This window comes from Vibrio sp. VGrn 2 (assembly GCF_009361695.1).
GTDB classification, from domain to species: Bacteria; Pseudomonadota; Gammaproteobacteria; order Enterobacterales; family Vibrionaceae; genus Vibrio; species Vibrio diabolicus.
On record NZ_RBWD01000010.1, the window covers coordinates 16,524 to 42,166 of the forward strand.

Genomic DNA, 25,643 nt, shown 5'->3' on the forward strand with positions numbered 1-25,643 from the left:
GTAACTCCTATTTATCTTTGCGGAACATTTCAAGCATACGCTTGGTGACGGTGAAACCACCGAAGATATTGATGCTGGCGATCAATACAGCAATAAAGGATAGGAATGAAACGACCCCATTACCTTGCCCAATTTGCAGTAATGCACCAACCACAATAATGCCGGAGATAGCATTCGTTACCGACATAAGCGGAGTATGAAGTGCATGGGTAACATTCCAAACCACGTAGTAGCCGACAACACAAGCTAAAACAAATACAGTAAAGTGAGAAAGGAACGCTGCCGGCGCAACCGATGCAATCCAAGCAAAAGCACCTACTGCCGCGGCTACACCAATAATCTTCTTCGTTGGAGAGGTAGGTTCTTCTACTTTAGGCTCTGGTTTCGCAGGTTGCTCTTGTTTCACTTGCGGCTGCGCTGAAACCTGGATTGGTGGCGCAGGCCATGTAATTTCACCTTCTTTAACCACGGTGACACCACGGATAACAACATCTTCGAAATCAATATTGATGTTACCGTCTTTTTCTTTACACAGCAGTTTTAGAAGGTTAACAAGGTTTGTCGCGTAAAGTTGAGAAGATTGCGTTGGCAAACGGCCGACCATGTCAGTGTAACCAACAATTTTTACGCCGTTATCTGTCATGATAACTTGGTCTTTCACTGTGTATTCACAGTTACCGCCATTAGCAGCTGCCAAGTCAACAATGACACTGCCCGCTTTCATGCTGTCGACCATTTCCTTGGTGATCAGCTTCGGAGCAGGTTTGCCAGGGATTAGTGCCGTTGTAATGATGATATCAACATCTTTAGCTTGCTCTGCGTATAACTCTGCCGCTTTTTTGTTGAAGTCATCGGACATTTCTTTTGCGTAGCCGTCACCAAAACCAGAGTCTTCTTGGAAATCCACGGTCAGGAACTCTGCTCCCATGGACTCAACTTGTTCTTTTACTTCTGGGCGAACGTCAAATGCACGAACAATAGCTCCTAAGCTACCCGCAGCACCGATTGCAGCCAAACCAGCCACACCCGCACCAGCGACCAATACTTTCGCTGGTGGTACTTTACCGGCAGCCGTTATTTGACCTGTAAAGAAACGACCAAACTCATGAGCTGCTTCAACAACCGCACGATACCCAGCGATGTTAGCCATCGAAGAGAGCGCGTCTAAGGCTTGTGCACGAGAGATACGAGGAACAGAATCCATGGCAAGAACGTTAATGTTCTTACTTGAAAGTTGTTCCATCAACTCTGCGTTTTGAGCAGGCCAAATAAAGCTAACAAGTGTTGCACCATCTTGTAGTAGTGCGATTTCGTCAATGCCTTGTTCTTCATCTACGATTGGCGCATTAACTTTTAGAATAAGACCAGATGCCCAAACTTCTTCACTAGAAACGATTTTCGCACCAGCAGCTTCATAAGCAGCATCATCGAAACTCGCAAGCACCCCCGCTTGGGATTCAATCGCGATATCGAATCCCAACTTTATTAACTGCTCAACCGACTTCGGCGATGCAGCTACTCGCGATTCACCCGCAAGTATCTCTTTAGGTACACCGATTTGCAAAACGCATACTCCTTGTATACATATCAATAAATTAGTCCCAAAACAGAGCGTCGCTCTACTCTAACTCTTTTTTATTTCTATCTGTTTACCACGCAAGACAATTGCAAACGAAAGATGGTGTTTGGGGCCACCCATTTGCACAATAACACCTTGACTAACAGCCCTGTTATTATTCTGTTTGTATCGAACGCGTCTCATTACTTCAAGTGTTTTGTAATTTAAATACTAAATTTCATTACATATAACGCTAAGTAATGAATGATTGTCGCTCTGAGCACGAAAAATAACAACACCATGCCTTACTAGACTGAGGTCTAACCAGATCATAATTAAATGCTGACTTAACAAACATTTAAGCTCTAAAAAAGAAAGAGCCATCAGCATATACACTAATGGCTCTTTTTAAGATGATTGGAATCAAGTTGCGGTGAATTGTTAGTCGAAGATTTTGTCGCCCATTTGATCGATAAACATTTGAGATTTCTTCAACATAAGTTCATTGGCATCTTGTTCCGAGCCGAGCAAATCTGAACGAATAAATCGATGCGTTTTTACCTCATCGTCGTATTGCTTTTCTATTCGACCAGCAATGCGGTATTGCCCACCCTCTGAAAGGCTCTCTTGGTAAATAAGGAAACCTTTGTACTCAACTGGTTCCACAGTTTTTACTTCAGCAGTTTTTTCACTACCACCAAACAAACGCGAAAAAAATCCCACGGTTCCTCCTTGGGTAAGCTCATCGATAGATTAAGCTTGTATCACTTAATATTGACATTGAGGATTGGTTTTTCATACCAGTCCAATTCTTTGTCTTCATCATAACTGGTATGGGTAAAAATTACAGGTACATCATGATCTCGGTTTTTACGCCGGTCTTCTTTCACCATTTCTGCCGCGTTCTTCACCGCTATATCCGCACTTTGCTTAAATTGGGTGAGCTTTTGTTCCGGAAGCGAAGATAAAAAATCAATATCATGACGAATATAGACAGGTTTAAGCTGAATAAGTGCAAGGCACGCAATATCTGCGAGCTGCTCGTTGTCATACTGCTCTACAAACTGAGGCAAACTGAGCACTTGTCCAACAAGTGTTTCCATGTAGTTATGCACATCTGAACTTATCTGCATTGGCAAATCTCCCTTGTTCTATGAAAACAAGTATAGCAACGACTTGTTTATAACAACTTATTGATTGCTCTTAATTTAATCAATCTCTCTCTTTTTGTCGTAATGTCTCCCAAAATACTTGGGAAAATGAACAAATAGACGTATTCTTGCTAGTTCTCGAAGCATGAAAATCGATAGCAGATTAATATCTATATTGATGAAACGCTTAACCTAACCAATTATATAATCAACTATTTTCAGGCAATTTGTAATAGATGTCCTCATCATCAATGACTTCATCAGGCTTTCGATTCCTTTTCCCATTTATGTTGCTGGGATTAGTGAGTTCGAGCATGAACAACATCATTCAGATGACTCAGTCAAACTGGGGTATTGCCGCAAATTTGCCGTACATACTGTTAGGCTGTGCACTGCTCCTTTGCTATTCATTTAAGCAAGGTCGGGAGTCAATGGTGTGCTTAGCGACGTTACTGGCCTATTTCGTGATACAGCACAGGCTACAAGTTCCACTTCAAAGTGGTACAGCCTTACTTGAGCTGACCATTTTAGCCACGCTACTTCCTGTTTCTTTTCTTGCGGTATTTTTGTTTAGCAAAGACGGTTTCGACTCAAGAGCCATGTTTACTTACCTCTTGATGTTAACGATGTTCGTTCTTTGGTCTTATCTTACGTTAGCGTATTACGTTGAAGGTGGGTTTGAACAATGGACAAGCGGCATTTTATTTATCGTACCTACGGTTTCTAAACTGCCTTTTATTCTAGTTTTATATTGTGTGGGTATTGTCTGCTTCCTCGGTATTCTTGTTTTAAAGAAGAATGAAATCATCCATGCGATGACCTACTCTGCAATGGTGCTGGCGTCCGCAACATTCATTTTCTTTGATGTGCAATACATATCTAGCACCATGTTTACGCTAACGGGGTTGCTTATCATTATTTATGCTGCCTCTGCCAGCCATCAATTGGCTTTCACAGATAGCTTAACGCGGATCCCGAGTAGACGTGCACTCGACCTTGACTTAAAACACATGGGCAAAAAGTTCACGATCGCAATGCTTGATGTTGATCACTTTAAAAAGTTTAACGATACCTACGGTCACGATACGGGTGATGACGTATTAAAAATGGTCGCTTCGCGTCTAACTAAAACTCCCGGTGGCGCAAAAGTATATCGATTTGGCGGAGAAGAATTTACCATCGTCTTTAAAGGCAAGTACGCAGATGAGTGTAAAGAGTTTTTAGAAGAAGCACGTAAATCCATCGCAGAGTATGAGATGATTTTACGTGATGAAGAATCCCGCCCAGATAACCATAAACAAGGCCAAAAAAAGCGTGGTAACGACAGTTCGAGGAGAAAGTCAGTCTTTGTTACCGCAAGTTTCGGAGCGGCCGACAGCAAAAACGGTCAAGCACCTCAGGACGTGATTAAGTTAGCGGACGAAGCGCTTTACAAAGCGAAAAAAGCTGGACGCAATTGCGTGAGGCTTCATTAATACCCCAGAGCGAAAGTTAGCTGACTAATCTTGATTAAAGAACAAGACTAAGCTTCCTCCTTTTAACGCACTGCCATAATTGATCGTTAATCCGATCCCGATATTATCTATCCAATCGGAGTCAAATGGTGGTGTCATTAACCATCCAACACTAGCTTCGTAGTAGTGTACAGTATTCATGGGTTTTCTTGTATCACCACCAATATCAACTCGATTGAAGCTCGAATACACTGACTGCACAGTATCTCCGATGTGGGTAAAATCATAAAACACCTTTATTCCATTGACCCAATACCAGCCTTCCGGATTGCCAATATCACCATTATTTGCTTTACCCCAGCCAGTGCCATAAAAATAGTGAGGAGCCGACCAGAGGTACCATTTCCCCCACGATTCATGCTCTAGGTATTTGAGCTTTGTGTTGACTTCTCCAACAACGGCCCAAGCACTGGTGTTTAGGTATACACCTTCTAGAAATGGTTTTAGGTCATTCAGTGCATTACTACGATAACTATAATCGTTTTGATAGTACATTAAGTGTGAGCCGATTGCGCCACTAAGCGTTAGTTTGTCTGTGAGGTGTTTTTCTCCAGCAAACTCAATATATCCGCCCATGACTAACTCTTTACTTTTATCTGGAATCTGTCCTTTTTGGTCTACATACACATCTTGCTCTGTACTTAAGGCATAAACTCGGCCATTTAATAGGTAGTGAGTTTGTATTCCCTCTTGTTCAAACAAATCAAAACTAAATGGTAGCGTTGATACAGCGATCTTCTTTCTGAGATCAACCGAATCTTGAGTACCAATGTCTTCGTTATCTATGTTGAAGTATTCGTTCGGATCGAAATCATGAAATCCTACCGTAAAGACATCGCTATCTGACAGAACGATCCCAATAGCAAAGTTCCTTTCATACTCTTTTTGTATTTGATCTTGAATCGAATTAGCCTTAGAACATAATGAAAAAAGTGACAGTGTAGCTAAGGCATAACTATTGATAACAGCTTGTTTCAACTTGTATTTACCACCGTATGTGTATTTCTTCCTAAAGATTTTGAGGTATACAGCGCTCTATCCACCGTCGCATACAAATCAGACTGCTGCTCTTTTCCCGTCGGTTGAAAAACAAAAACACCTTGTGACACTGTCACTCTATTAGACACACTAGAATACTCATGTGGGTAATCCAGAAAATACATGGCCTCTTGTATACGTTCTGCTTCTCTTTCTGCGGTTTGGGCGTCTGTGCAACCCAGTAACACCACAAACTCTTCTCCGCCATAACGCCCTACGTATTCACCAGAGCGACAAAATGTTGCTTTAAGTTGGTTCGCAATGGCTTGCAAGCAACGATCTCCTTCTATATGACCGTAATTATCATTAAACGGTTTGAAAAAATCGACGTCTAATAAAATCAAAGCCATTGGCATGTTGTGACGGCCATGCCATGCAACCATCGATTCTAACTTATGATCGATATAACGACGGTTATAGAGCTTGGTTAAGCCATCTTCATTCGCTTGCTGGGTCAAAAGTTGGTTCACTTTCTCCAATTGAGCTGTCGCTTGTTTAAGCTCTCGTCTCATATGAGCAATACGCTGCATTGCGATAAGCTTAGAGTTCAGTACGAGTTTATCTACAGGTTTAATTAAATAATCATCACCGCCGGCCTCTATGGCTTTTGCAATCATTTCTGGTTCTTCGTGACTGCTCAGGAAAATTATTGGGATCCAGTCGGGAAAGGTTTCTCTGATATGAAGAGAGACTTCAAAACCGTTCATATCTGGCATCGATATATCGAGTAATACCAGTTCAGGATCAAAACTCTCGTAGGTGTTTAGTGCTTCTAGCCCACTACCCACCGCTTTTACAATATGTCCAAGTTGCTTAAGACGAATAGCCAACTGCATCCTATCTAGCTGAACATCGTCAACCAGGAGGATTCGCATTGATGTCCCTGTCGGTTGCATAACGCGTTCCATTTCTTATTTTGTCTTTATTAAACATATACCATACTCATAGAGTTGTTGCATTCGACTCATAATTAAGTGCTATATTTTTGTTTAAATATCACGGAATCAATTGTCTATAACGATTACACTGAAAATTGCCCTACCAAAACATGACCAACGAACGTTAGTTCAACAAACTCACGTGTTCTGGTCATCTTGCGGACACATGGGTATAGCTATTTGATGCATTTGGTATTAATATTCCCGCCTTTTTGTAATGAGAGACACACCATGTCAGAAGCAACTAACAGCGAAAGCAAAAAAATCGATCTAGCAACCATTTCTCCTGAACTACGTAAAGTTATTGAGTTTGACGAAGTTCCAGAGCAAATGTTCGAAATGGTTACCTCTATCCATGAAGTGTCTGAAGAAGCAGTGCGTGAGTCTTGGGACGAAATGCCTGCAAGTGCTCAGAACATTCTAGATAACTTCGAGCAATTTCATGCTCTAGTTTCTGTTGGCCAAGCATTTGCTGGTATCAACGTGATGGAAGAATTCCCTACTCTTAATCTGCCAGAAAACATGACAGATGAAGATAAAGAAGAATACCGCGCTCAGTTACTTGATAATGTGCTTCACAACTGCGTGAAAGACATGGTTAAGCAACTTAAGAAAGCACGTCGCGACCCACTTCTTAAACGCGAATTCAAAGAAGTGTTCGCAAAATAACGTTTTTCCGACAAAATAAAGGCCGCGTTTGCGGCCTTTTTTGATCATTAAGCGTGCGTAGCTTTAAATGATTAATGCGGCGCTAATGCCACGTCTTTTTGCGTGACACTGACACCTTTAATTTGTGCGAATACACTATCACCTGCCTTTAAGTCGAGATCATCAAGCGCCCAAGGTGTTATTGTTGCCCACAAATAACATCCCTCATCTAGCTTTAGCGATACATTAATACTCTGTTTATCATCAGCCGCGTTAAACACCTCGATTGAATCGACAGTCGCAGGCAGGATATTTCGAATAGAAGTCGCCTTAGGTTGCTCTAGCGTAATAGAAACGTCGTTGGCACGCACTTGTAAGCGAATTGGCGTCTCTGGCTCACCATCAATCTTTTGCACCCATAGTGATGCATTAGGTGCAAGGCTGACACAAGTCAGCGCATAACGCTCATGATGTTCAGCAATTCGGCCTTCAAATAAGCTGCTTTGATCCGAGAAAGACTGCCATGGACGCATCGCATGAGAAGCCCACACATCTTCAAGCTTACCTGAACTCGTAATTCTACCTTGATCGATAATAGCGAGGTGTTGAGCGAGCCTTAAGATCTCCTGCAGGCTATGCGTGACATAGATAATCGGAATATTAACCTTATCCGACAATTCCTCCAGAAATGGCATCACCTCACGTTTTCTCGGCATATCAAGCGACGCAAGTGGTTCATCCATCAAAAGCAAGTTGGGTTTTGATAGTAATGCGCGCGCAATCGCAACACGTTGCTTTTCACCACCAGACAGTGAGATCGGGAAGCGCGTTAGTAACGGTTTGATAGACAAGAGTTCGGTGACTGCATCAAAGTACTCGTCATCTTTTTCTTTAACGCCATACAACAAATTGCCTTGAACCGAATAGTGAGGAAATAAACGTGAATCCTGAAACACGTAACCAATGCCGCGCTTGTGTGTTGGTAAGTTGATCCCCTTTTCACTATCAAACAAAACGTGATCACCAATCGCAACATGTCCCTGCTTTGGTGCAACTAATCCGCTGATGATATTAATTAACGTGGTTTTTCCCGCACCAGATCGCCCAAACAAAGCGCTAATTCCATTACACGGTAACTCAAGCTTAATATCGAAGTCAGTATCACCAAGCATTTGTTTAAATTGAACTTTAATCGTCATTACTTCGCACCCAATCGACTTGCCGCTTTACGATTTAACCATTCAGAGATCATTAATGTAGACAAAGCTAACGCGATAGAAATGATACATAGGCGAGCCGCCTGCATTTCCGCACCTGGCGTTTCAATAAAGTTGTACATTGCCAGTGGAATCGTTTGGGTCTCTCCCGGAATGTTAGAGACGAAACTGATCGTCGCCCCGAACTCACCAAGACTACGAGCAAAAGACAGCATCGTCCCAGTAATAATTCCTGGAATGGTCAGTGGTAACGTAATGGTGAGAAAAACTTTTAAAGGAGAAGCGCCTAACGTTGAAGCGGCATGTTCCAGTTTAGGGTCAACGTTCTCTAAACTTAACCGCACAGACCGAACCATCAAAGGCAAGGCCACCACAATACAAGCGACTACAGCTCCTTTCCAATTAAAGCTAAAGACTAGCCCTACATGTTCATAGAGCCACTTGCCAAGAAATCCTTGCCGCCCTAGAGAAACCAACAACAAATAACCGATAACCACTGGCGGCAATACCAGTGGTAAATGAATTAAGCTATCTAGAATCGATTTACCGAAGAACGTTTTTCGAGAAAGTAGCCAAGCAAGAAAAACGCCGAGAGGAATGAGCCAAAGTACTGCGTACGCGCCCACTTTGAGGCTTAACATTAAGGCTTGGTATTCCAGTTCTGTCACGCTTCGTTCCTATTATTGAAAGCCGGTTTATTGCTGAAAGCCATATTGAGCAAAAACGCGTGCGGCTTCGTCCGATTTTAGGTACTGGAAGAACTGCTCGGACTCAGTAGAATCATTCACAACCGCAGCCGGATAAACAATAGCCGCATGCGTATCACTCGTAAATTCACCGACAATTTTGACTTTGTCGGTTAACTGCGCATCGGTTTTGTAGACCACGCCTAAAGGTGCTTCTCCACGTTCAACCAACGCCAAAGCTAGGCGCACATTCTTTGCTGGTGCGATTTGAGTTTGAATCTCTTTCCATACACCCAGTGTAGTCAGTGATTCTTTCGCGTACATACCAGCAGGCACTGACGTCGGATTGCCTAACGCAAGGCGATTTCCATGCAATGCCTTTTCCCATGCTGTTGCATCAGAGAAGTTAAATGAGGTTAATTCTGAAGACTGAGGAGCAATCAACACTAAGCTATTGCGCACCAAGCTTGTGACATTGTCACGAGAAATAACGTCTTTATCGACCAAATAATCCATCCATTTAGTATTCGCAGAAATGAATATATCCGCTGGTGCGCCGTTGATAATTTGTCGAGCGATAGAAGAAGAACCACCATAAACGGGAGTGATAGAAACGTCATACTTTTCTTCAAAGTTTTGTGCGATTTCGTCGATCGCATTCGTCATCGAAGACGCCGCATACACTTTGAGGTTCGTAGCTGCGTTAGCTGAAAATGAAATGCTTAATATTGCCGCGAGGCAAGCATGCGTTTTCCATGCTTTCATAGAGAAACTCCAATACAAGGCAAGCGAAAGAACTGGTTATTTGGGTAGAAAGTTCAATCAGTTAATGTGCTATTTAAACAAAAAATCAAGGTTCATATGTTGTTCTATCGCATCTGCAATACGATTAATTCCTTGTTCCTTTAACTCTTCAAAGTCTTGTTGTTTGATTTGAGTGCCGTTTACCCATTCTGACACCAGGCTTAAGACATCTGCCTCATCAAAGAACCCGTGAAGGTAGGTTCCCATGATTTGGCCACACTTGCTGATAGCCCCCTCAGCTTCACCGGAACTCAATGTAAGAGGTTGAACGCCCTGCACTTCACTTTGTCCTACGTGGATTTCATACCCCTTTACATTGGCTGTTTTGCCATTAAGAGAAAGCTGTGCTTGTGTATTTGTAAGCTGTTTGCTGTTAGTTAGCGTCGTGGTGATGTCTAGTAAGCCAAGCCCTTCGCTTTGACCCGGCTGGCCTTCGACGCCATTTGGGTCATCAATCAAGTTTCCAAGCATCTGGTAGCCACCGCAGATACCAATCACTTTTCCACCAAGACGAATATGACGTAAGATATCTTTATCCCACCCTTGGCTTCTTAGATACTCTAAGTCGTCTCTAACTGATTTGGTCCCAGGCAAAATAACAAGGTCGGCTTTATCTATTTTCTCGCCTTTGCCTACATAACGTAGATTGATGTCGGGATTCAATCGCAACACATCAAAATCAGTATGATTACTAATCCGGGTTAAAACAGGCACAACGACATTCAGTTTTACCTCAGAGTGCAACTCTTGCTGCGCGGTGATCGCGTCTTCTGCTTCTAAATTCAAACCATGAAGAAAAGGAAGCACGCCGAGTACAGGTTTGCCTGTTTTTTCTTCTAGCCAGTCGAGGCCCGATTGCAATAAACGAATATCACCTCGAAAACGGTTGATAACAAATCCTTTTACTCGCGCTTGTTCAGATTCAGAAAGTAACGCGAGTGTTCCGTACAAATGTGCAAACACACCACCACGATCAATATCAGCAACAATGATCACCGGAACATCAGCGGCCTCCGCAAAACCCATGTTCGCGATATCGCCTTCACGTAAATTGATTTCAGCAGGACTCCCTGCACCCTCGATCATGATCGAATCAAATTCTTGAGTCAGACGAGAGAAGGAATCTAACACCGTGTCCATCGCAACTTTCTTGTAATCATGAAAACCAGCCGCATCCATATTGGAAATTGCCTTGCCCTGCAAAATGATCTGAGCACCTGTATCACTATTGGGTTTAATCAAAACCGGATTCATATGCACGGTTGGCTCAATATTACACGCCTGTGCCTGAACTGCATGAGCTCGACCTATTTCACCGCCATCTCTGGTTACTGCACTATTTAGTGCCATGTTTTGTGGCTTAAATGGGGCAACGTTTATCCCTTTTCTCGCTAATACACGGCATAAACCTGCCACAAGGACACTTTTTCCGGCATCCGAAGTGGTGCCTTGAACCATTAAAGATGGGATCGCTGATTTCATGAACATTTGTAAGGAATAGAGGAAGATGAACAATCATAACGTCATCGTCCCCACTTACTCAAGCAAATGAATAGAATATGAATGTTGAAATCATCATTGGTTCAAACAAGCTCTGTTTTAATGAACCCATCAAAACAAACCGATGAGGATGTAACATGAAAAAGAATACAATTATCGCAACAATCGCCGCCTTAGTTATTGCTCCTTCTATCGCGTTCGCGAAAGATCACGCTCAAAACCAATCAAACTTGCAGTTTAATGGTCCTGTCACTGTGGAAAAATTGGACGCCTTGCTAAACGACTCCAATATGTTTACTGAAAAAGATGTAGTCGTTGAAGGTAACTTATTACGTCAAGTTCGCGCGGATAAGTTTGTCTTTAGCGATGGTTCCGGTGAAGTCATGGTCGAACTGGATGACGATATCCGACTAAACTCTCCGATTGATCACACGACTAAAGTCCGTCTGTTTGGCGAATTTGAAGGCGGAAATAAGCCAGAAATTGAAGTCGAGCAACTGGTGATCATGTAAAACAACCCCGATTGCTTTGGATATCAGCATGATGTGGTGACCATTACAGCTAAATGGTGACGGCAAGCACTTAAAATGATAGCTTTATCAATCTTGGTCTGCTTTTTGCAGACCATTTTTTTGTTCATTTTAATCATCTTGCCCGGAGACACCATGCTAGGTAAAGCTCTAAAGGTTGCAGCCTTTGGTTTGTGCGCTGTTTTGCCACTTTCCGCACATGCAAATAATTTCAACTACAACACGATGGAATTTCGCATGGGCACTAGCCCTGGTACATTTGGTGGCGAGTTCAATACCTACTTTACGGAAAACACCCACTTCATTGCTCGCGCAGACAGTGAATTCAGCGGAGACTGGGACATTGCTGGTGGTATTGGCTTTAACGGCCCAGCAGGCCAATTTGCAGATATTTATGGCCAAATGTTGGTACACAACATTAAAGAAAACGGCAGTGATAAAGTGGGTGACGAGTGGCGCACTGAGGTGAATATTGGTACTCGTATTTGGTTCATGCAAAATGTTGAGCTACATGCCCGTATCGGTCAAATAATGGATAACGACGATTCCAATACCGTTTATAATTTTGGCGCAAGATTCCACTCTACACAGCAACTATCACTTGGCGCGGATTTCAAAAATAATGGTGTCTATGGCCAACAAATTGTGATGTCTGCTCGTTTTGCATTTTAATTAAGTAACTAAGCAGTTGCATTAATAAGTGTGTGATTCAATAAAAATGGCCTCCGGTTTCGGAGGCCATTTTTGTTAAATACCGATTGTTAGCAGGAACTAGTAACAAGGCTTTAATTTTTGCCGGATTTTTTAGGTTTATCTTGGACATACTTTTTCGATACATCCACAACGGCGATATCTCTAAAAAAGCTTCGACCTAGTAAAATTGGAAACTTCATATGCCCACGCTCAGCTAACGTAAACTCAGTCTTTTCTTTGTGGTCACCGACGGTAATATACGCTTTTACTACCGCTCGTTTATCCACCTCTTCTGACGATGACTGCTTGATTTTAGCCCAGCGCTCTACAGGTACTTTAAACTCTTTAGTTTCTTTATCGCCCAAGTCGATCTTAAACTGAACCCAATCTTTACCATCACGCTCAAACGGAACAATGTCTGTCGCGCTAATTGATGATGTTGTCGCCCCTGTATCAACCCTAGCTTTGAAGGTTTGATCAATTTCAGGAACGTAAACCCACTCTTCAGAACCAAGAATCAACATGCCGTCTGGTGTCTTTGTCACTTTGGCTGGTTTTGTCGGTTTTGGCTCGGGCTTTTTCTCAGGTTTTACTTCAGGCTTAGGCTCAACCTCAGGCGTTGGATCAACCTCTGGTTTCACTTCTGGCTCTATTTTGACAGGTTCTTCGACCCTCGGCGACTCAGGCTCAACAGGTTCCTGCGTCGTTTGAGTTGACGTACAAGCAATTAAACTGCCGCTCATCATAAGCGGCAGAATCAGTTTCCAGTTTTTCATCCACACTCCAATTAAGCTTGAGATACTTTCTTAATTGCGTCCGCTACGTATGGAATATGAGTTTCGGTAAGTCCAGCGATGTTAATTCGACCATCGCCAACACCATAAATGCCATAATCTTCACGCAGTTGCGCCATTTGGTTTTCACTAAAGCCTAGCACAGTAAACATGCCTTTGTGACCCTCAATGAAGTCAAATTGATCGGTATTATGGTTGTTTCTCAATTCGTTACACAAACTTTGACGAAGACTAACCAAACGATGTTGCATTTCACTCAACTCTTGCTTCCAAACGGAAGTCAGGTTGTCATCTTGAAGAATCGTCTTAACCAAAGCCGCTCCATGATCGGGTGGCATCGTGTAAGTAGAACGCGCTAACGTAAGTAACTTGCCTTTTGCGTTGGCCACGTCTTGCATGTTCTTACCAACGACAATCGCCGCACCTGTGCGCTCGCGATATAGGCCAAAGTTCTTCGAACATGATGTCGTAATTAACATCTCTTCAACGTTATCTGCCATGAAGCGAAGCCCTTTTGCGTCTTCCTCTAGGCCATCACCAAAGCCTTGGTAGGCAATATCAACAAATGGTGTGAAACCGTTCTTCTGTGACAATTCCGTAATGACTTGCCAAGCAGAAAAATCGATATCTGCGCCTGTTGGGTTGTGACAACAACCATGCAGTAATACAACATCAGAAGGCCCTGCTTTCGCAAGATCATCCATCATTTTTGCTCTGTCTACTTGTTTCGTTTCTGGAGAAAAGTAATGGTAGAACTTAACTTTAAGACCTGCCGCTTCCATCACTGGTTTATGGTTTACGTAGCTAGGGTTTGAAATCCAAACCGTCGTATCTGGCTGTGCGACCTTCATCAGGTCACCTAACATACGCAGCGCACCACTTGCACCTGGCGTTTGAATGGCAGCAACACGATCCATTGCTGACGTTCCCGTCAGTAGCAAATCGATCATGCTTTTATTAAATTCTTCGCAACCCGCAAGACCAACGTACGATTTGGTTTTTTGAGTTTCAACAACGACATCCTGCGCCATTTGAATGGCTTTCATGATCGGCGTTTCACCTGCGCTGTTCTTATAGACGCCAATACCAAGGTCAACCTTGTTTGGACGGTCATCGTTACGGTATGCAACGGATAGAGATAAAATAGGATCTAATACGGGAGTTGGGAGATTAGAAAACATGAAAGTCATAACCCTTTGAAATTCAAGTACCGAACCTCACGTTAACACCATCGCAAAAAATGGCGAAATGATTTTTCACTTATTTCATCAATTAGAGAACAAAATTCTGGGTTGCGATAAGTTTTGTGCGCTCTATCGGTTATAAAAAGAACGATTCACTCCTCAATATACCAATCCACTCTTCCGTTTTTCCTAAATTCTCTTGGCGTCATGCTCGACCACGCTTTAAAACGTGTACTAAAGTTGGCACTAGTTGGATATCCGACTATCTCTCCAATATGTTGAATCGGCCATTCTGTTGAACGAAGTAGCCTAGCAGCATATTCCATGCGCATACGTGTTAAATGTGCCATCGGGCTTCGACCAAACTGCTTTTGAGTCAGACGGTGCAAATGTGGCTCCGAACATGGATATAAAGCTGCCACTTGCTCGACACTCCAATCCTTATGCAGCTGACGCTGGACAAGATCGAATACGCGCCGAAGCCTCAATTGGCTGCGTGATATCGACTCTGAGGGCGGCATGTTTAACATCAGCTCTAACTGAGCCACGCTATGTGCACCAACCGCACCACCATAATCAATAGGAAGATTAATACTGCGTAACAACGTTTGGATACACGCATACATCACTTCAGGTGCAGATGTGAGCTGGTAACTAATATTACTCTCTATCATTGGCCATGCTCTATCAGGAGTAAGAAAAAGCCATGCGATCTGCCAGGGTTCCTCTTCCATACCAAAACCGTTTTCAACACCTGCTGGCACCGTGATCAACGAGCCAGGCTCCAAATCATATCGACACGTCCCACTTTCTAACCAACCTTTACCGCGCACGGTGTAAAGCAGCATGTGTTTTTTTTGGTTTTTACGATAAACAGAGAAGAAGTCACGACAGGTTGCAATTCCGCACTGCACAATGCCTCTCTCCTCCAATGCCAGTACTCGACTGTGATCAATAAACTCTTGATAGGTTTTTTCTGAAATCGCGTAGCGTTCTTGTTTATCTTCCATGATTTATTGGCTCACATATACACTAGTGGAGAGTTTTACAAAGGTTTTGGATGCCTTTGAAAAATACACCGCCAAATCATAGGGATAAACTACTCGCATTAATCTTTAAGGAGAAATGCGATGCTCTTAACACGCGAATACATCGATAAAGCATTTTGGCAAAAGCTGATTTCGATTGGCCTTCCTGTTTCACTTCAATCCATGCTTTTTGCGTTACTCGGCGTCGTGGATATTTTCATGGTGAGCCAACTCGGCGAATCCGCAACGGCTGCAGTCGGTGTCGGAAACCGCATCTTTTTCTTTAACCTTGCAGTCATTTTCGGTCTTTGCGGTGCAGTAACGGTGCTGGCTTCTCAATATTACGGCTCAGGGAACCTGGCAGGAATCCGCAGAACACTGGCGCAATCTTGGTTTATTTCCATTTTAGTGACGCTGCCGTTTATTGTTCTTTATGCGATTTTTGATAAAGAGATCGTCTCTTTCATGTCAGACGATCCTGAATACGTCGCTTATGCGCGTGATTATCTTGTGATTACGGGCTTTAGCCTCATTGCAACCGCGATAGTGGTGCCGATAGAAGCGGTATTGCGCTCCGTAGGCCAAACCAAAATGGCAACCAAAGTTAGTATCTCCGCGATTGTCGTGAACGTCGTGCTTAATTATGTTTTGATTTTCGGTTTATTCGGCTTCCCTCAATGGGGCGTATTTGGTGCAGCCGTTGGCAGCTTTGTTTCTCGATTTTTCCAAACTGCGGTATTGATTTACTTTTTCTGCAAACGTTATGCGCACCTGATTCCGACCAAATTCGATTGGGCACAAGGCCGTTTAAAGCAGTATCGTCAAAAATACTTTAAGGTTTCTCTACCCATGCTGGTCCACGATGCGCTCTGGACTGGTGGACTGATCGTTTACAGCATCATCTATGGTCAATTGGGCGTTTCAGAACTTGCGATCATCTCATTCTTATCACCAATTGAAGGTGTACTGATTTCAACCTTTATGGGATTTGCGGTCGCTGCATCCGTTCTTCTTGGTAATGATATTGGCGCAAAACATTATGACCGGGTCGAGAAAACGGCATGGTGGTATGTGTTAACCAGCGCAATCTTAGCCACCTTACTGTTTTTCCTAGTGTGGTTGAGCTCGCCTTTGATTCATCATCTATTGGTACTAAGCCCATTAACCGATGCAAAAATGGCACTTAACGTATGCTTAGTCATGGCGCTGGGTATGATTTTGAGAGTGTTTAACATGGTAGGGATTGGCGGCGTACTAAAGAGTGGTGCAGATATTCGCTACAGCATTTTTATTGATACGTTCGGTCAGTGGGCTATTGGTATTCCCCTTACCTATTACACTGGTATGGTACTCGGGTTGCCTTTGCATTTTGTCTTGATGTCTCTGCTAGCTGAAGAATTTGTGAAAGGCGTACTGACGACTTATCGTATCCAATCTAAACGTTGGATAAACAATATGGTCGAAGATGACCAAACGGTGACAGCGTAACTGAATATGCACTGACGAACTCACACCAAAAGGGCTCACCCGTTATGCACGCGTGAGCCCTTTTTATGTTTGGAGAGTACTTGGTTAGATGTCTGTAAAGCGATGAATGATTTGGTTTGAACTACCACGCCACTCGAGATTGAGGTCTTTCTTGTCTTGTTCAAACTTACCATCAATCAAAACATCGATGTATTGCACCACTTCTCTTTGCGCGTCATCCAGTTCAGCCAGCGTGTAGCCTGTCCAAACCCAGATGTCTTTACCGGGACACTCTTCTCTCACCCTTTTCACGATCTTTAAAATATGAGGCACATTAGCAGGATGAAGCGGGTCTCCGCCCGACAACGACAAACCGCGACGTTTAATGCGCGTGTCATTCAAGTCATTGATGATTTTGTCTTCCGCTTCTTGCGTAAACAACACACCCGAATCCAATCGTTGCGTCGACTGGTTATAACAGCCACGACACTGATGTACGCACCCCGACACAAACAATGTGCAGCGCGTACCCGGTCCGTTAACAACGTCAATTGGATAATATTGGTGGTAGTTCATAATGCGTCTCTTTGTTATCGCGAAAAAGAAAATCAACCTAAAGCAGGTTGATTTTCAAAGTGTTGAATCGAGTGGTAATTAACCTTATAGGTGTTTCACTCGACGTTTCACTTCTTCTTGTTTGCCGAAGTTAAACGGACGTGCATCTGGGCTGCCCAAGTAGCCACATACGCGACGTGTCACCGATACTTTGGTTGAATCGTGGTTGCCACAACTTGGGCAAGTAAAGCCTTTGCTTGTACATTCAAACTCGCCGGTGTAACCACATTCGTAACACTCATCAATCGGAGTGTTGGTTCCGTAGTAAGGAACGCGGGTGTAACTGTAGTCCCACACGTTTTCTAGCGCTTCTACGTTACGTTGCATGTTCGGGAACTCACCGTAACAGATGAAGCCACCGCTTGAGATTTCTGGGTAAGGCATCTCGAAGTCGATCTTGTCGTAAGGGTTAACCTTCTTCTCAACATCCAAGTGGAAGCTGTTGGTGTAGTAACCTTTGTCTGTTACGCCTTCAATCAAACCAAACTCTTTGGTGTCGATGCGGCAGAAACGACTACATAGGTTTTCACTTGGCGTTGCGTACAAGCTAAAGCCATAGCCAGTTTCGTCAGCCCATTGATTCACCGCATCTTTTAGATGTTTGATGATCGCGACCGCTTTTTCACGCAATACGGTATCATCGTAAACGTGCGCTTCAGTACCAAACAACGCGTTGATAGTTTCATGCACGCCAATGTAACCTAGAGAAATTGATGCACGGCCGTTTTTGAAGATTTCTGAAATCGAATCGTCCGCTTTCAAACGCACACCACATGCACCTTCCATATATAGAATTGGGGCAACGCGCGCTTTTACGTTCTCTAGACGAGAAATACGCGTTTCTAGTGCTTTACGAGCAAGACGTAGACGATCATCAAGCAGTTCATAGAACTTCTCTTCGCTGCCTTTTGCACGAAGCGCGATACGTGGCAAGTTCAAGCTAACTACACCAAGGTTGTTACGACCTTCATGGATAAGTTCGCCATCCTCTTCGTAAGTACCTAGGAAGCTACGACAACCCATAGGTGTTTTGAATGAACCCGTTACTTCCACGACTTTGTCGTAGTTAAGAATGTCTGGGTACATACGTTTTGAAGCACACTCAAGTGCAAGCTTCTTAATGTCGTAGTTAGGATCTTCTGCCTTGTGGTTTAGACCGTCTTTAATACCGAACACCAATTTAGGGAATACGGCGGTTTTACGGTTTTTGCCAAGACCAGCGATACGGTTTTTCAAAATCGATTGCTGAATAAGACGAGACGCCCAGCTTGTACCAAGACCAAAACCAAACGTAACGAATGGCGTTTGACCATTTGCCGTGTGTAGTGTGTTTACTTCGTATTCAAGAGATTGGAATGCGTCGTAACACTCTTTCTCTGTGCGCGCTTTAGCAAACTCTTCTGGCTCAGCAATGTTCCACTCTTTCGCGATTTCTAAATGCTTTTCATAGCTCGTGATGACGTAAGGTTCTAGCACTTCGTCAATACGGTTGATGGTTGTACCGCCATAAATATGGCTAGCCACTTGAGCAATAATTTGCGCCGTTACGGCAGTCGCAGTTGAAATCGATTTAGGCGTATCGATTTCTGCATTACCCATTTTGAAGCCGTGCGTTAGCATGCCTTTCAAATCGATAAGCATACAGTTAAACATCGGGAAGAATGGTGCGTAATCCAGATCGTGGTAGTGAATGTCACCCACTTCGTGTGCTTGAACCACATCACGAGGCAGGATGTGTGTTTTCGCGTAGTGCTTCGCCACGATACCAGCCAACAAGTCACGCTGAGTTGGGATAACTTTGCCGTCTTTGTTCGCGTTTTCGTTGATCAAATCAAGGTTACTTTCTTCAATCAAACCCTCGATTTCACGAGTTAGTGCACTTTGCTTTTCACGTGCGATGTCGCGGTCATGGCGGTATTCAATATAAGAACGTGCTAGGGCTTTGTAAGGACCTTGCATGAGTTCATTCTCGACTAGGTCTTGAATCTCATGGATGTGAACTTCATCGTGATCTTTTAGCTGTAACTCGACAGCAAGAGCGACATTAAGAGCATAAATGGCGACATCTTTATCTTTGTTTTCCGCTGCCGCTTCAACTGCTGCTTGGATACGATCCCTGTTGAACGGAGCCCTTGAGCCGTCACGCTTGATTACGATTGGTTTCACTTTCTTCTCCTTACCCCAGCATACTCACAGAGTTATCCACAAACACACTATATGGGGTTATTTTTTATTCTGCTAACACAATATATTGTGGCGTATTTAACGAAAAGCACCACTTGAAAACATTGATTTTGATCAATAAAGATCGGCTAGCGGACAAGAACAAATCGATCTTATTGGTACTGATCTCAGTTGCGAAGAAAACCATGAAAATTGCAAAATTGGTACGAAATCTACTTGCTTTTTTTAGAGCGCTTATAGGATAAAGGTTGGAAAGGAATACGCTAAAATCCAGGAGTGAAACAAGCCAATATGCGATCACTATTTGTTACTGCCTTATTAATTTTTAGTTCAACGTCACTTGCTCAAAACTCCATCAACTTAACCAGTTGGAATATAGAATGGCTGTCTATAAATGGAGGTAAGGTTTCTAGAACCAGTGACGATTTCGTCAAACTCAACCAATATGTGGATAAAACTCAAGCCGACATCATCGCCTTTCAGGAGGTCGACTCCAAAGCCGCGGTTCAAAAAGCCGTAGGCGATGGCTACGCGATTTACCTCTCTGATCGAGCTCAATCAAACAATAAGCACCTTCAGTTTTCTGATACCAATCAGTACACTGGTTTTGCTGTGCGCAAAGACATTGAAGTGTCTGATCCAGCAGACTTCTCAATCACGCGTGGTAATAGCAAGTTGCGCTTTGCCAGCTACATCGTCGTTAACCAAAACCAAAAGGACGAGCTTCACCTGCTCTCTGTGCATTTAAAAGCAGGATGCAGCGGAGCATACAAAAACAACCGCAATTGCCAAACACTGAGCCAACAAGGAGAAGCTCTTGCGAAATGGATGAGTGAGAGAGAAAAGAAAAAGCAGCAGTACGCCGTAATGGGCGATTTCAATCACAACTTGTCGTATCAACGTGATTGGCTGTGGGCGATCATGACGCTTGGTAACGATGCACAATTGGTAACGCGAGATACCAAAGCGGATTGCAAGGTTCGCTCAAATAAGAACCCAAGAAAAACACACCAATTCCGCTCTTTGATTGATCACATTATTGTTAGCCCGCAAATAAAAGCGAAAAACGCGCATCAAACGCTGTTCAGCTCACAAGATGTTTTGGATTACAAACTGAGTGACCATTGTCCTGTAAACGCAACGTTAACGCTTAACTGAACGAACAAAACAGCCCAGCATCATGCTGGGCTGTTTTATGTTGTTTGTTAGATAGACGTTTAACTAGTTAACAAAAGAAACCGTTCTATCAAAGCGCTCTTGGATTCAGCAGTACGACGTCACCCTGCTTCAACCCCGTTCGCACTCTCCCCAACTCTCCAAGCTGGATAAGTCGAGTTTCTACCTCACCGCTGTCTTGCAACACTTTTACGTAGTCCAATTGACCAACTTGGTAAACCGCCTCTTTTGGCACGCGAAGTACAACATCGTCGGTCAAGGTCAACGCGACTTTGGCGTATGTACCTGGATAGATAGCCGTTAGCGGCTCAAATTGAAGCTTTACGGTATAACTGCGCGAGTTGGCATCTGCCGACGGCGTCACTTCTTTTACAGCCGCTTGCGCGTTGAGGCTGTAAGACGGAAAAACAACGTCCACTTCTTTATCGTAAGTCACATAAGGCATGACAGACTCAGCAAAGTTCACTTCTATTTCCAACGAGTTTGGATTGTACATTGATAAAAGCAAAGCCCCCGGCGTCGCAGTATCACCTTTGTTGATGGGCTTTTGCGTGATCAAGCCATCAAACGGCGCAGTAATAATGCTGTAGCCAAAGGTCGTTTCCGCCTCAGAGACCGCCGCCTGAGCTTTATTGAAGTTGGCTTGCGCGGTTTGCAACGCACTTTCCGCTTGGTCAAATTGCGATTGAGGGATCAGTTTTTTGTTTAAAAGCGCTCTGACACGAGAAAACTCCTTTCTCGCCGTATTGAGCTGCGCTTGTGCAGAGGATAAAGCCTGCTCACTTTGACGAACTCGCGCATCGAGATCATCGCTTTCTAGCCGCGCCAACACGTCTCCTTGCTTCACTCTATCGCCAACCTTCACCAATACCTCCATCACCGATGCCGTTAACCGTGCCGCGATATCGGCGTGCTGCTCTGCAACGACGACGCCCGGAAACTCTCGAACAACCGATTCGCTGGTTAACATCAGTTGATGTGTCTCTGCGTTATTTACATCAATCTGGTTGGTTTTCGCGTCATGTTCTGTCGGCAACTTTTCTGTAAAAAATCCAGCCATATAGAGAAAAAGAAGCGCGAGTATGGCAAACAGAATCACGCCTAACCATTTGGTATCTAATTTCATTGCTCTTCCTCCATCTGAGGTAATCCATGTCCTTTGGTGTTTTGGTATGCAAGGTTGTAAACCACCGGAACCACAAGCAGCGTAAAGATGGTCGAGGCGGTAATACCGAATATGATTGCCCAAGCCAAACCGTTAAAAATAGGGTCCAACGTAATCACGACGTTACCCAGTAACGTTGTACCCGCAGTCAGCAATATTGGCCGCATACGAACAACGCCAGATTCAATCAACGCATCATGTAGGCTACGATCTTCAGCCAGCGATTGCTGAACAAATTCAATCAAAACGAGTGAGTTACGCACCACAATCCCAGCTAGCGCAATCATGCCGATCATCGCGGTCGCCGTGAACAGAGCCGGGTTCGGGTAATTACCGATGTCACTGCTCAACACATTCAAAATCCAGAATCCCGGCATAATCCCAATCACAGTCAGAGGTATCGCCAGCATGATGATGCCCGATACCGCAGGTAAACCAGTTTGAATCAACATCACCACAAATACGCCAAGCAGCGCAGCGCCATAAGCAATACCTAAATCGCGGAATACGTCCACTGTGATTTTCCATTCCCCCTCACCACTCCAAACCACTTCGATGTTGCCTAGCACGCTCCAAGTGAGACCAGCGCCATTGCTCAAGTACGTGCGATCTTGCCAGTGACGATGCACATCTTCCGCGTGAGTTGTATCTTGGTCAGCCATCACATCGGCAATCACTTCACCCGGAACACGCCCAACTACCTCGGCGTAGACATACACAACAGGCTTGAGGTTTTTATGGAAAATCGGTTTGTCCGCTGCGCGTTTCACAAAATGACCGACTTCAGACAACTGCACGATAGGCTGAGGAGCATCCACAACCGCCCCATTAGATTCTACTTTTGCAATGCCCGGACGGCCTCGCACATAAAGCTGCTCTAGTTGATTCAGGTTATCTCTGTCTTCGCGTCGGAGCTGCACTTCGATAGGTAATGGATCCACTTCTCTTGGATCGGCGATATAACCGAGCACTTTGGCGTTCGCGGCGGTAATAAGCGTGTTATTGATATCAGCAACAGAAACACCAGACAGCGCCGCTTTTTCTTGATCAACGATGAACTGCCATGTTTCTAAATCACCTTGGATGCTGGTATCCACCTCAGAAACCAACTGTTCTTTGCGAAGCCTATCCACGACTTTCTCTGCTTGAATCATCAGATCTTCATAAGATGTCGCTTCATCACCGTAAACTTCTGCCGTAATGGTGGCGATAACAGGCGGGCCTGGCGGCACTTCGACTAGCTGCACGTCAGCGTCAAACTTATCTGCAATCTGCTCTAAATCCGCCCTGAGTCGTGTCACCAGTTCGTGTGATTGCATTGCGCGGCGATTCTTCTCAGCAAGAACGACTCGAAGCTCGCCTTGGTATGGTTCGCTACGCATAAAGTAGTGGCGCACCATGCCGTTGAAATCCATTGGGGAAGCGGTGCCTGCAAAGCCCGACACACTTGTCACTTCCGGCACCGTCATTAAATAGTCCGTAAAGCTCGACAGCGCGTTGGACGTATCCACAAAGCTTGAAGACTCTGGCATGTTTAATACCAATTGGAACTCATTTTTATTGTCATAAGGCAGCAACTTGAGTGGAACTAAGCGAAGTGCTGGCAACAATGCTGCCAAGACGAATAACAAGGCAACCAAACCAAGGAAAAGCCATGCTTTCTTGCGGCTTTCAAGTAGCGGAATCAACACACCACGATACAAACGATACATCGGCGAAGATTGGATGTCATAGTGGCCGTTTTCCTCAGCACCTTTGAGTAGCTTCTTGGCAAGCCAAGGCGTGATCATAAACGCGACAACGGTACTAAAGATAACGCTGATCGGAACGTTGAACGCCAGTGGCGCCATGTAAGGCCCCATCATCCCAGTGATAAAAAACATCGGCGTAAACACGATAACAATCGCGACCGTCGACATCAGCAAAGCGCTACGAATTTCTGCCATGGCGAGAACAATCGCATTGGTTCGTGTTAGATTTTTTCGTTTGAGGTAGCGTTCAATGTTATCGATACTCGCGATCGGATCGTCCACGATCAAACCTAGCGCCAAAATCAACGCAAAGAGTGTGACTCGGTTGATGGAATAGCCAAATGCCAAGTCCATCCCGAGCGCGGCGCCATAGCTAATCGGAATCGCGATACCAACCACCAATGCGCTTCGCCAGTTCAAGAACAAACCGACAAACACCACGACCGTTAGAATAGAGATGCCAAGGCTTGATACCAAGTTGTTCACTTTCGCATTCGCCGTTTCGCCATAGTCACGAATGACTGCAACTTGAACTTGTGGAGGAAATTGCTCGGATTGAAGCTCCGCCAGTTTATCCCGAACAGACTCAGCGACGTTAACCGCGTTCGAGCCTTTTTGTTTAGCGACAGAAATGAACACCGCAGGGTATGCTTCATCGTAGTTTTTATCGCGATACCAAGTATCGGATGTTGCCTCACCTTCACCGTCGTAAATACGCGCGACATCTTTCAAGTAAACGGGTTTGCCATTGAGCACCGCGATAACAAGATCGCCAACCTCTTCGGCGTTGTTCAGAAACCGTCCCGACTCCAATGTGTAATTTTGCCCGTTTACGCGAACGTTCTTGCCTTGGGTTTTGCTATTACTGAGCTGAATGGCCTGTTCGAGGTCATCGATGGTCACTTTGAAGTTTGCCATCGCAACGGAATCAAGCTCTATCTGGATTTTTCTCGGCTCACCGCCAATCACTTCCACCTTGTTGGTGGCATCCAATGATTTAATGCCTAACGTGGCTTGGTCTGCAATACGTCTCAGCTGATGGCGATCGAGAATGTCTGGATCGGTGGAATAAATTGCGGCAACAACAATGGGTACATCATCGATTTCAACAGGCTTTACAAGCCAGTTAGTGACAGAAGGAGGAACTTTGTCTTGGTTGGAATAGAGTTTGTTATACAGCTTAACCAGAGCATCTTCGCGGTTTTCGCCGACATAGAAACGAACGATGACTTGCGCAGCACCTTCCATTGACGAAGAATAAACGTATTCCACACCGTCAATTTGGCTAACAAGCTTTTCTAATGGTTCAGTGATTTGATTTTCGACTTGAGAAGCACTTAGTCCGGGAGCCGAAACCAGTACATCTGCCATCGGCACAACGATTTGTGGATCTTCCTCTTTCGGGGTCAACCACAAGGCCGCAGTACCGACCACAAGCGCGAGTAAGATCATGATCGGAGGGAAAAAGCTGTTCATCACAGATTGAACAAAACTTCGCTTTAGTTTGTCGGGCATCCTTTCCCCTCCATATTAGATTGATTGTTTACGCGTTCGCGGTTTTCATCTTCTTCGCGTTACGGTGAGTAATGATCGCCTTCGCGAACAGAGATCCAACTAACATCGCAAGGAAGAACACCACAATGCTCACGTTGCCTAATGCCAGACTCGCAACCGCAGGGCCAGGGCAAATACCTGCCAACCCCCAACCTAAACCAAAGATCGCCGCACCAGATAACAAGCGTCCGTCGATGTTCTTATTGGTTGGTGTGCAAAACGCTTTCCCGCTAACTGATTGTTTTCTCGGCTTGATGATTAAAAAATAGCTTGGCATGAATACCGCGAGTGCGCCGCCCATCACAAAAGCCAAACTTGGATCCCAACTGCCATAAATATCTAAAAATCCAATGACTTTAGCTGGGTCGATCATGCCAGACACCGCCATGCCCATACCGAATAACACACCGCTCAAAAGAGCAGAAAAACGAAAAATAGTCTTGTTCAT

Annotated in this window: 23 protein-coding genes; 6 read left to right on the forward strand and 17 right to left on the reverse strand. The window is 44.3% G+C overall.

Going from position 1 to position 25,643, the window contains the following annotated elements; all coding sequences use genetic code 11:
* Positions 1-7: 7 nt before the first annotated feature.
* The 3 genes from D8S93_RS16250 to D8S93_RS16260 form a co-directional block, all read right to left on the reverse strand.
* A complete protein-coding gene (locus D8S93_RS16250) occupies positions 8-1,564 on the reverse strand; it encodes a Re/Si-specific NAD(P)(+) transhydrogenase subunit alpha (RefSeq protein ID WP_152814276.1) in 1,557 nt (518 codons plus the stop codon).
* Between the two features lie 435 nt (positions 1,565-1,999).
* A complete protein-coding gene (locus D8S93_RS16255) occupies positions 2,000-2,281 on the reverse strand; it encodes an HlyU family transcriptional regulator (RefSeq protein ID WP_005394488.1) in 282 nt (93 codons plus the stop codon).
* A 41-nt stretch (positions 2,282-2,322) separates the two neighbouring features.
* Positions 2,323-2,691, reverse strand: coding sequence for a late competence development ComFB family protein (locus D8S93_RS16260; protein ID WP_005394489.1), 369 nt, complete (start codon positions 2,689-2,691; stop codon positions 2,323-2,325).
* 254 nt (positions 2,692-2,945) lie between these two features.
* Between D8S93_RS16260 and D8S93_RS16265 the strand changes: the two genes are divergently transcribed.
* Positions 2,946-4,184 carry a GGDEF domain-containing protein gene (locus D8S93_RS16265; RefSeq protein WP_053808401.1) on the forward strand — a complete coding sequence of 413 codons (1,239 nt, stop codon included), beginning with the start codon at positions 2,946-2,948 and terminating at the stop codon, positions 4,182-4,184.
* Between the two features lie 24 nt (positions 4,185-4,208).
* Here the strand turns inward: D8S93_RS16265 and D8S93_RS16270 are convergent, their stop codons facing one another.
* Together D8S93_RS16270 and D8S93_RS16275 are read right to left on the reverse strand one after the other, a co-directional pair.
* Positions 4,209-5,201: a Solitary outer membrane autotransporter beta-barrel domain gene (locus D8S93_RS16270; protein WP_047009190.1), complete on the reverse strand. Its 993-nt coding sequence runs from the start codon at positions 5,199-5,201 to the stop codon at positions 4,209-4,211.
* Positions 5,198-6,157: a diguanylate cyclase gene (locus tag D8S93_RS16275; protein ID WP_193621634.1), complete on the reverse strand. Its 960-nt coding sequence runs from the start codon at positions 6,155-6,157 to the stop codon at positions 5,198-5,200. The genes D8S93_RS16270 and D8S93_RS16275 overlap by 4 nt, the downstream gene beginning before the upstream one ends.
* A 273-nt stretch (positions 6,158-6,430) precedes the next feature.
* Here D8S93_RS16275 and D8S93_RS16280 point away from each other — a divergent pair, with 273 nt between their 5' ends.
* The gene (locus tag D8S93_RS16280; RefSeq protein WP_005394495.1) at positions 6,431-6,868 is read left to right on the forward strand and encodes a DUF3069 domain-containing protein; all 438 of its coding nucleotides are present in this window, start codon (positions 6,431-6,433) and stop codon (positions 6,866-6,868) included.
* A gap of 71 nt (positions 6,869-6,939) precedes the next feature.
* Here the strand turns inward: D8S93_RS16280 and modC are convergent, their stop codons facing one another.
* From modC to D8S93_RS16300, 4 genes are all read right to left on the reverse strand, one after another.
* On the reverse strand, positions 6,940-8,046 hold the full coding sequence (modC, locus tag D8S93_RS16285) for a molybdenum ABC transporter ATP-binding protein ModC (protein ID WP_152814280.1): 1,107 nt from the start codon (positions 8,044-8,046) through the stop codon (positions 6,940-6,942).
* Positions 8,046-8,732 carry a molybdate ABC transporter permease subunit gene (gene modB, locus D8S93_RS16290; protein ID WP_046875453.1) on the reverse strand — a complete coding sequence of 229 codons (687 nt, stop codon included), beginning with the start codon at positions 8,730-8,732 and terminating at the stop codon, positions 8,046-8,048. The genes modC and modB overlap by 1 nt, the downstream gene beginning before the upstream one ends.
* A 27-nt stretch (positions 8,733-8,759) precedes the next feature.
* Positions 8,760-9,515: a molybdate ABC transporter substrate-binding protein gene (modA, locus tag D8S93_RS16295; protein WP_005394502.1), complete on the reverse strand. Its 756-nt coding sequence runs from the start codon at positions 9,513-9,515 to the stop codon at positions 8,760-8,762.
* A gap of 69 nt (positions 9,516-9,584) precedes the next feature.
* Positions 9,585-11,036, reverse strand: coding sequence for a cobyric acid synthase (locus D8S93_RS16300; RefSeq protein ID WP_152814283.1), 1,452 nt, complete (start codon positions 11,034-11,036; stop codon positions 9,585-9,587).
* Positions 11,037-11,191: 155 nt separating this feature from the next.
* Between D8S93_RS16300 and D8S93_RS16305 the strand changes: the two genes are divergently transcribed.
* Positions 11,192-11,566 carry a YgiW/YdeI family stress tolerance OB fold protein gene (locus tag D8S93_RS16305; RefSeq protein WP_012842261.1) on the forward strand — a complete coding sequence of 125 codons (375 nt, stop codon included), beginning with the start codon at positions 11,192-11,194 and terminating at the stop codon, positions 11,564-11,566.
* A gap of 153 nt (positions 11,567-11,719) precedes the next feature.
* Positions 11,720-12,256: a hypothetical protein gene (locus D8S93_RS16310; protein WP_005394515.1), complete on the forward strand. Its 537-nt coding sequence runs from the start codon at positions 11,720-11,722 to the stop codon at positions 12,254-12,256.
* A 113-nt stretch (positions 12,257-12,369) separates the two neighbouring features.
* Here the strand turns inward: D8S93_RS16310 and D8S93_RS16315 are convergent, their stop codons facing one another.
* The 3 genes from D8S93_RS16315 to D8S93_RS16325 form a co-directional block, all read right to left on the reverse strand.
* Positions 12,370-13,053 (reverse strand): ATP-dependent zinc protease, encoded by a 684-nt coding sequence (locus D8S93_RS16315; RefSeq protein WP_152814285.1) that lies wholly within the window; start codon positions 13,051-13,053, stop codon positions 12,370-12,372.
* A gap of 11 nt (positions 13,054-13,064) precedes the next feature.
* Entirely contained in the window at positions 13,065-14,252 is a 1,188-nt protein-coding gene (locus tag D8S93_RS16320; protein ID WP_193621630.1) for an aromatic amino acid transaminase, read from the reverse strand.
* 155 nt (positions 14,253-14,407) lie between these two features.
* A complete protein-coding gene (locus tag D8S93_RS16325; protein WP_152814289.1) occupies positions 14,408-15,265 on the reverse strand; it encodes an AraC family transcriptional regulator in 858 nt (285 codons plus the stop codon).
* A 120-nt stretch (positions 15,266-15,385) separates the two neighbouring features.
* On the opposite strand from D8S93_RS16325, the gene D8S93_RS16330 reads away from it, so the two are divergent.
* On the forward strand, positions 15,386-16,771 hold the full coding sequence (locus D8S93_RS16330) for an MATE family efflux transporter (RefSeq protein ID WP_152814291.1): 1,386 nt from the start codon (positions 15,386-15,388) through the stop codon (positions 16,769-16,771).
* An 84-nt stretch (positions 16,772-16,855) separates the two neighbouring features.
* Here the strand turns inward: D8S93_RS16330 and nrdG are convergent, their stop codons facing one another.
* Together nrdG and nrdD are read right to left on the reverse strand one after the other, a co-directional pair.
* Positions 16,856-17,326, reverse strand: coding sequence for an anaerobic ribonucleoside-triphosphate reductase-activating protein (gene nrdG, locus D8S93_RS16335; RefSeq protein WP_005394529.1), 471 nt, complete (start codon positions 17,324-17,326; stop codon positions 16,856-16,858).
* An 84-nt stretch (positions 17,327-17,410) separates the two neighbouring features.
* Positions 17,411-19,531, reverse strand: a complete 2,121-nt coding sequence (gene nrdD, locus D8S93_RS16340) for an anaerobic ribonucleoside-triphosphate reductase (protein ID WP_319803023.1) — start codon at positions 19,529-19,531, stop codon at positions 17,411-17,413.
* 309 nt (positions 19,532-19,840) lie between these two features.
* Between nrdD and D8S93_RS16345 the strand changes: the two genes are divergently transcribed.
* Positions 19,841-20,707: an endonuclease/exonuclease/phosphatase family protein gene (locus tag D8S93_RS16345; protein WP_152814293.1), complete on the forward strand. Its 867-nt coding sequence runs from the start codon at positions 19,841-19,843 to the stop codon at positions 20,705-20,707.
* An 88-nt stretch (positions 20,708-20,795) separates the two neighbouring features.
* Here the strand turns inward: D8S93_RS16345 and D8S93_RS16350 are convergent, their stop codons facing one another.
* Genes D8S93_RS16350 through D8S93_RS16360 form a run of 3 tightly spaced genes read right to left on the reverse strand, consistent with a single transcriptional unit; the run spans position 20,796 to position 25,643 of the window.
* On the reverse strand, positions 20,796-21,851 hold the full coding sequence (locus D8S93_RS16350) for an efflux RND transporter periplasmic adaptor subunit (RefSeq protein WP_152814296.1): 1,056 nt from the start codon (positions 21,849-21,851) through the stop codon (positions 20,796-20,798).
* Positions 21,848-25,156, reverse strand: a complete 3,309-nt coding sequence (locus D8S93_RS16355) for an efflux RND transporter permease subunit (RefSeq protein WP_152814298.1) — start codon at positions 25,154-25,156, stop codon at positions 21,848-21,850. The genes D8S93_RS16350 and D8S93_RS16355 overlap by 4 nt, the downstream gene beginning before the upstream one ends.
* A 28-nt stretch (positions 25,157-25,184) precedes the next feature.
* Positions 25,185-25,643 (reverse strand): YeeE/YedE family protein, encoded by a 459-nt coding sequence (locus D8S93_RS16360; protein ID WP_152814300.1) that lies wholly within the window; start codon positions 25,641-25,643, stop codon positions 25,185-25,187.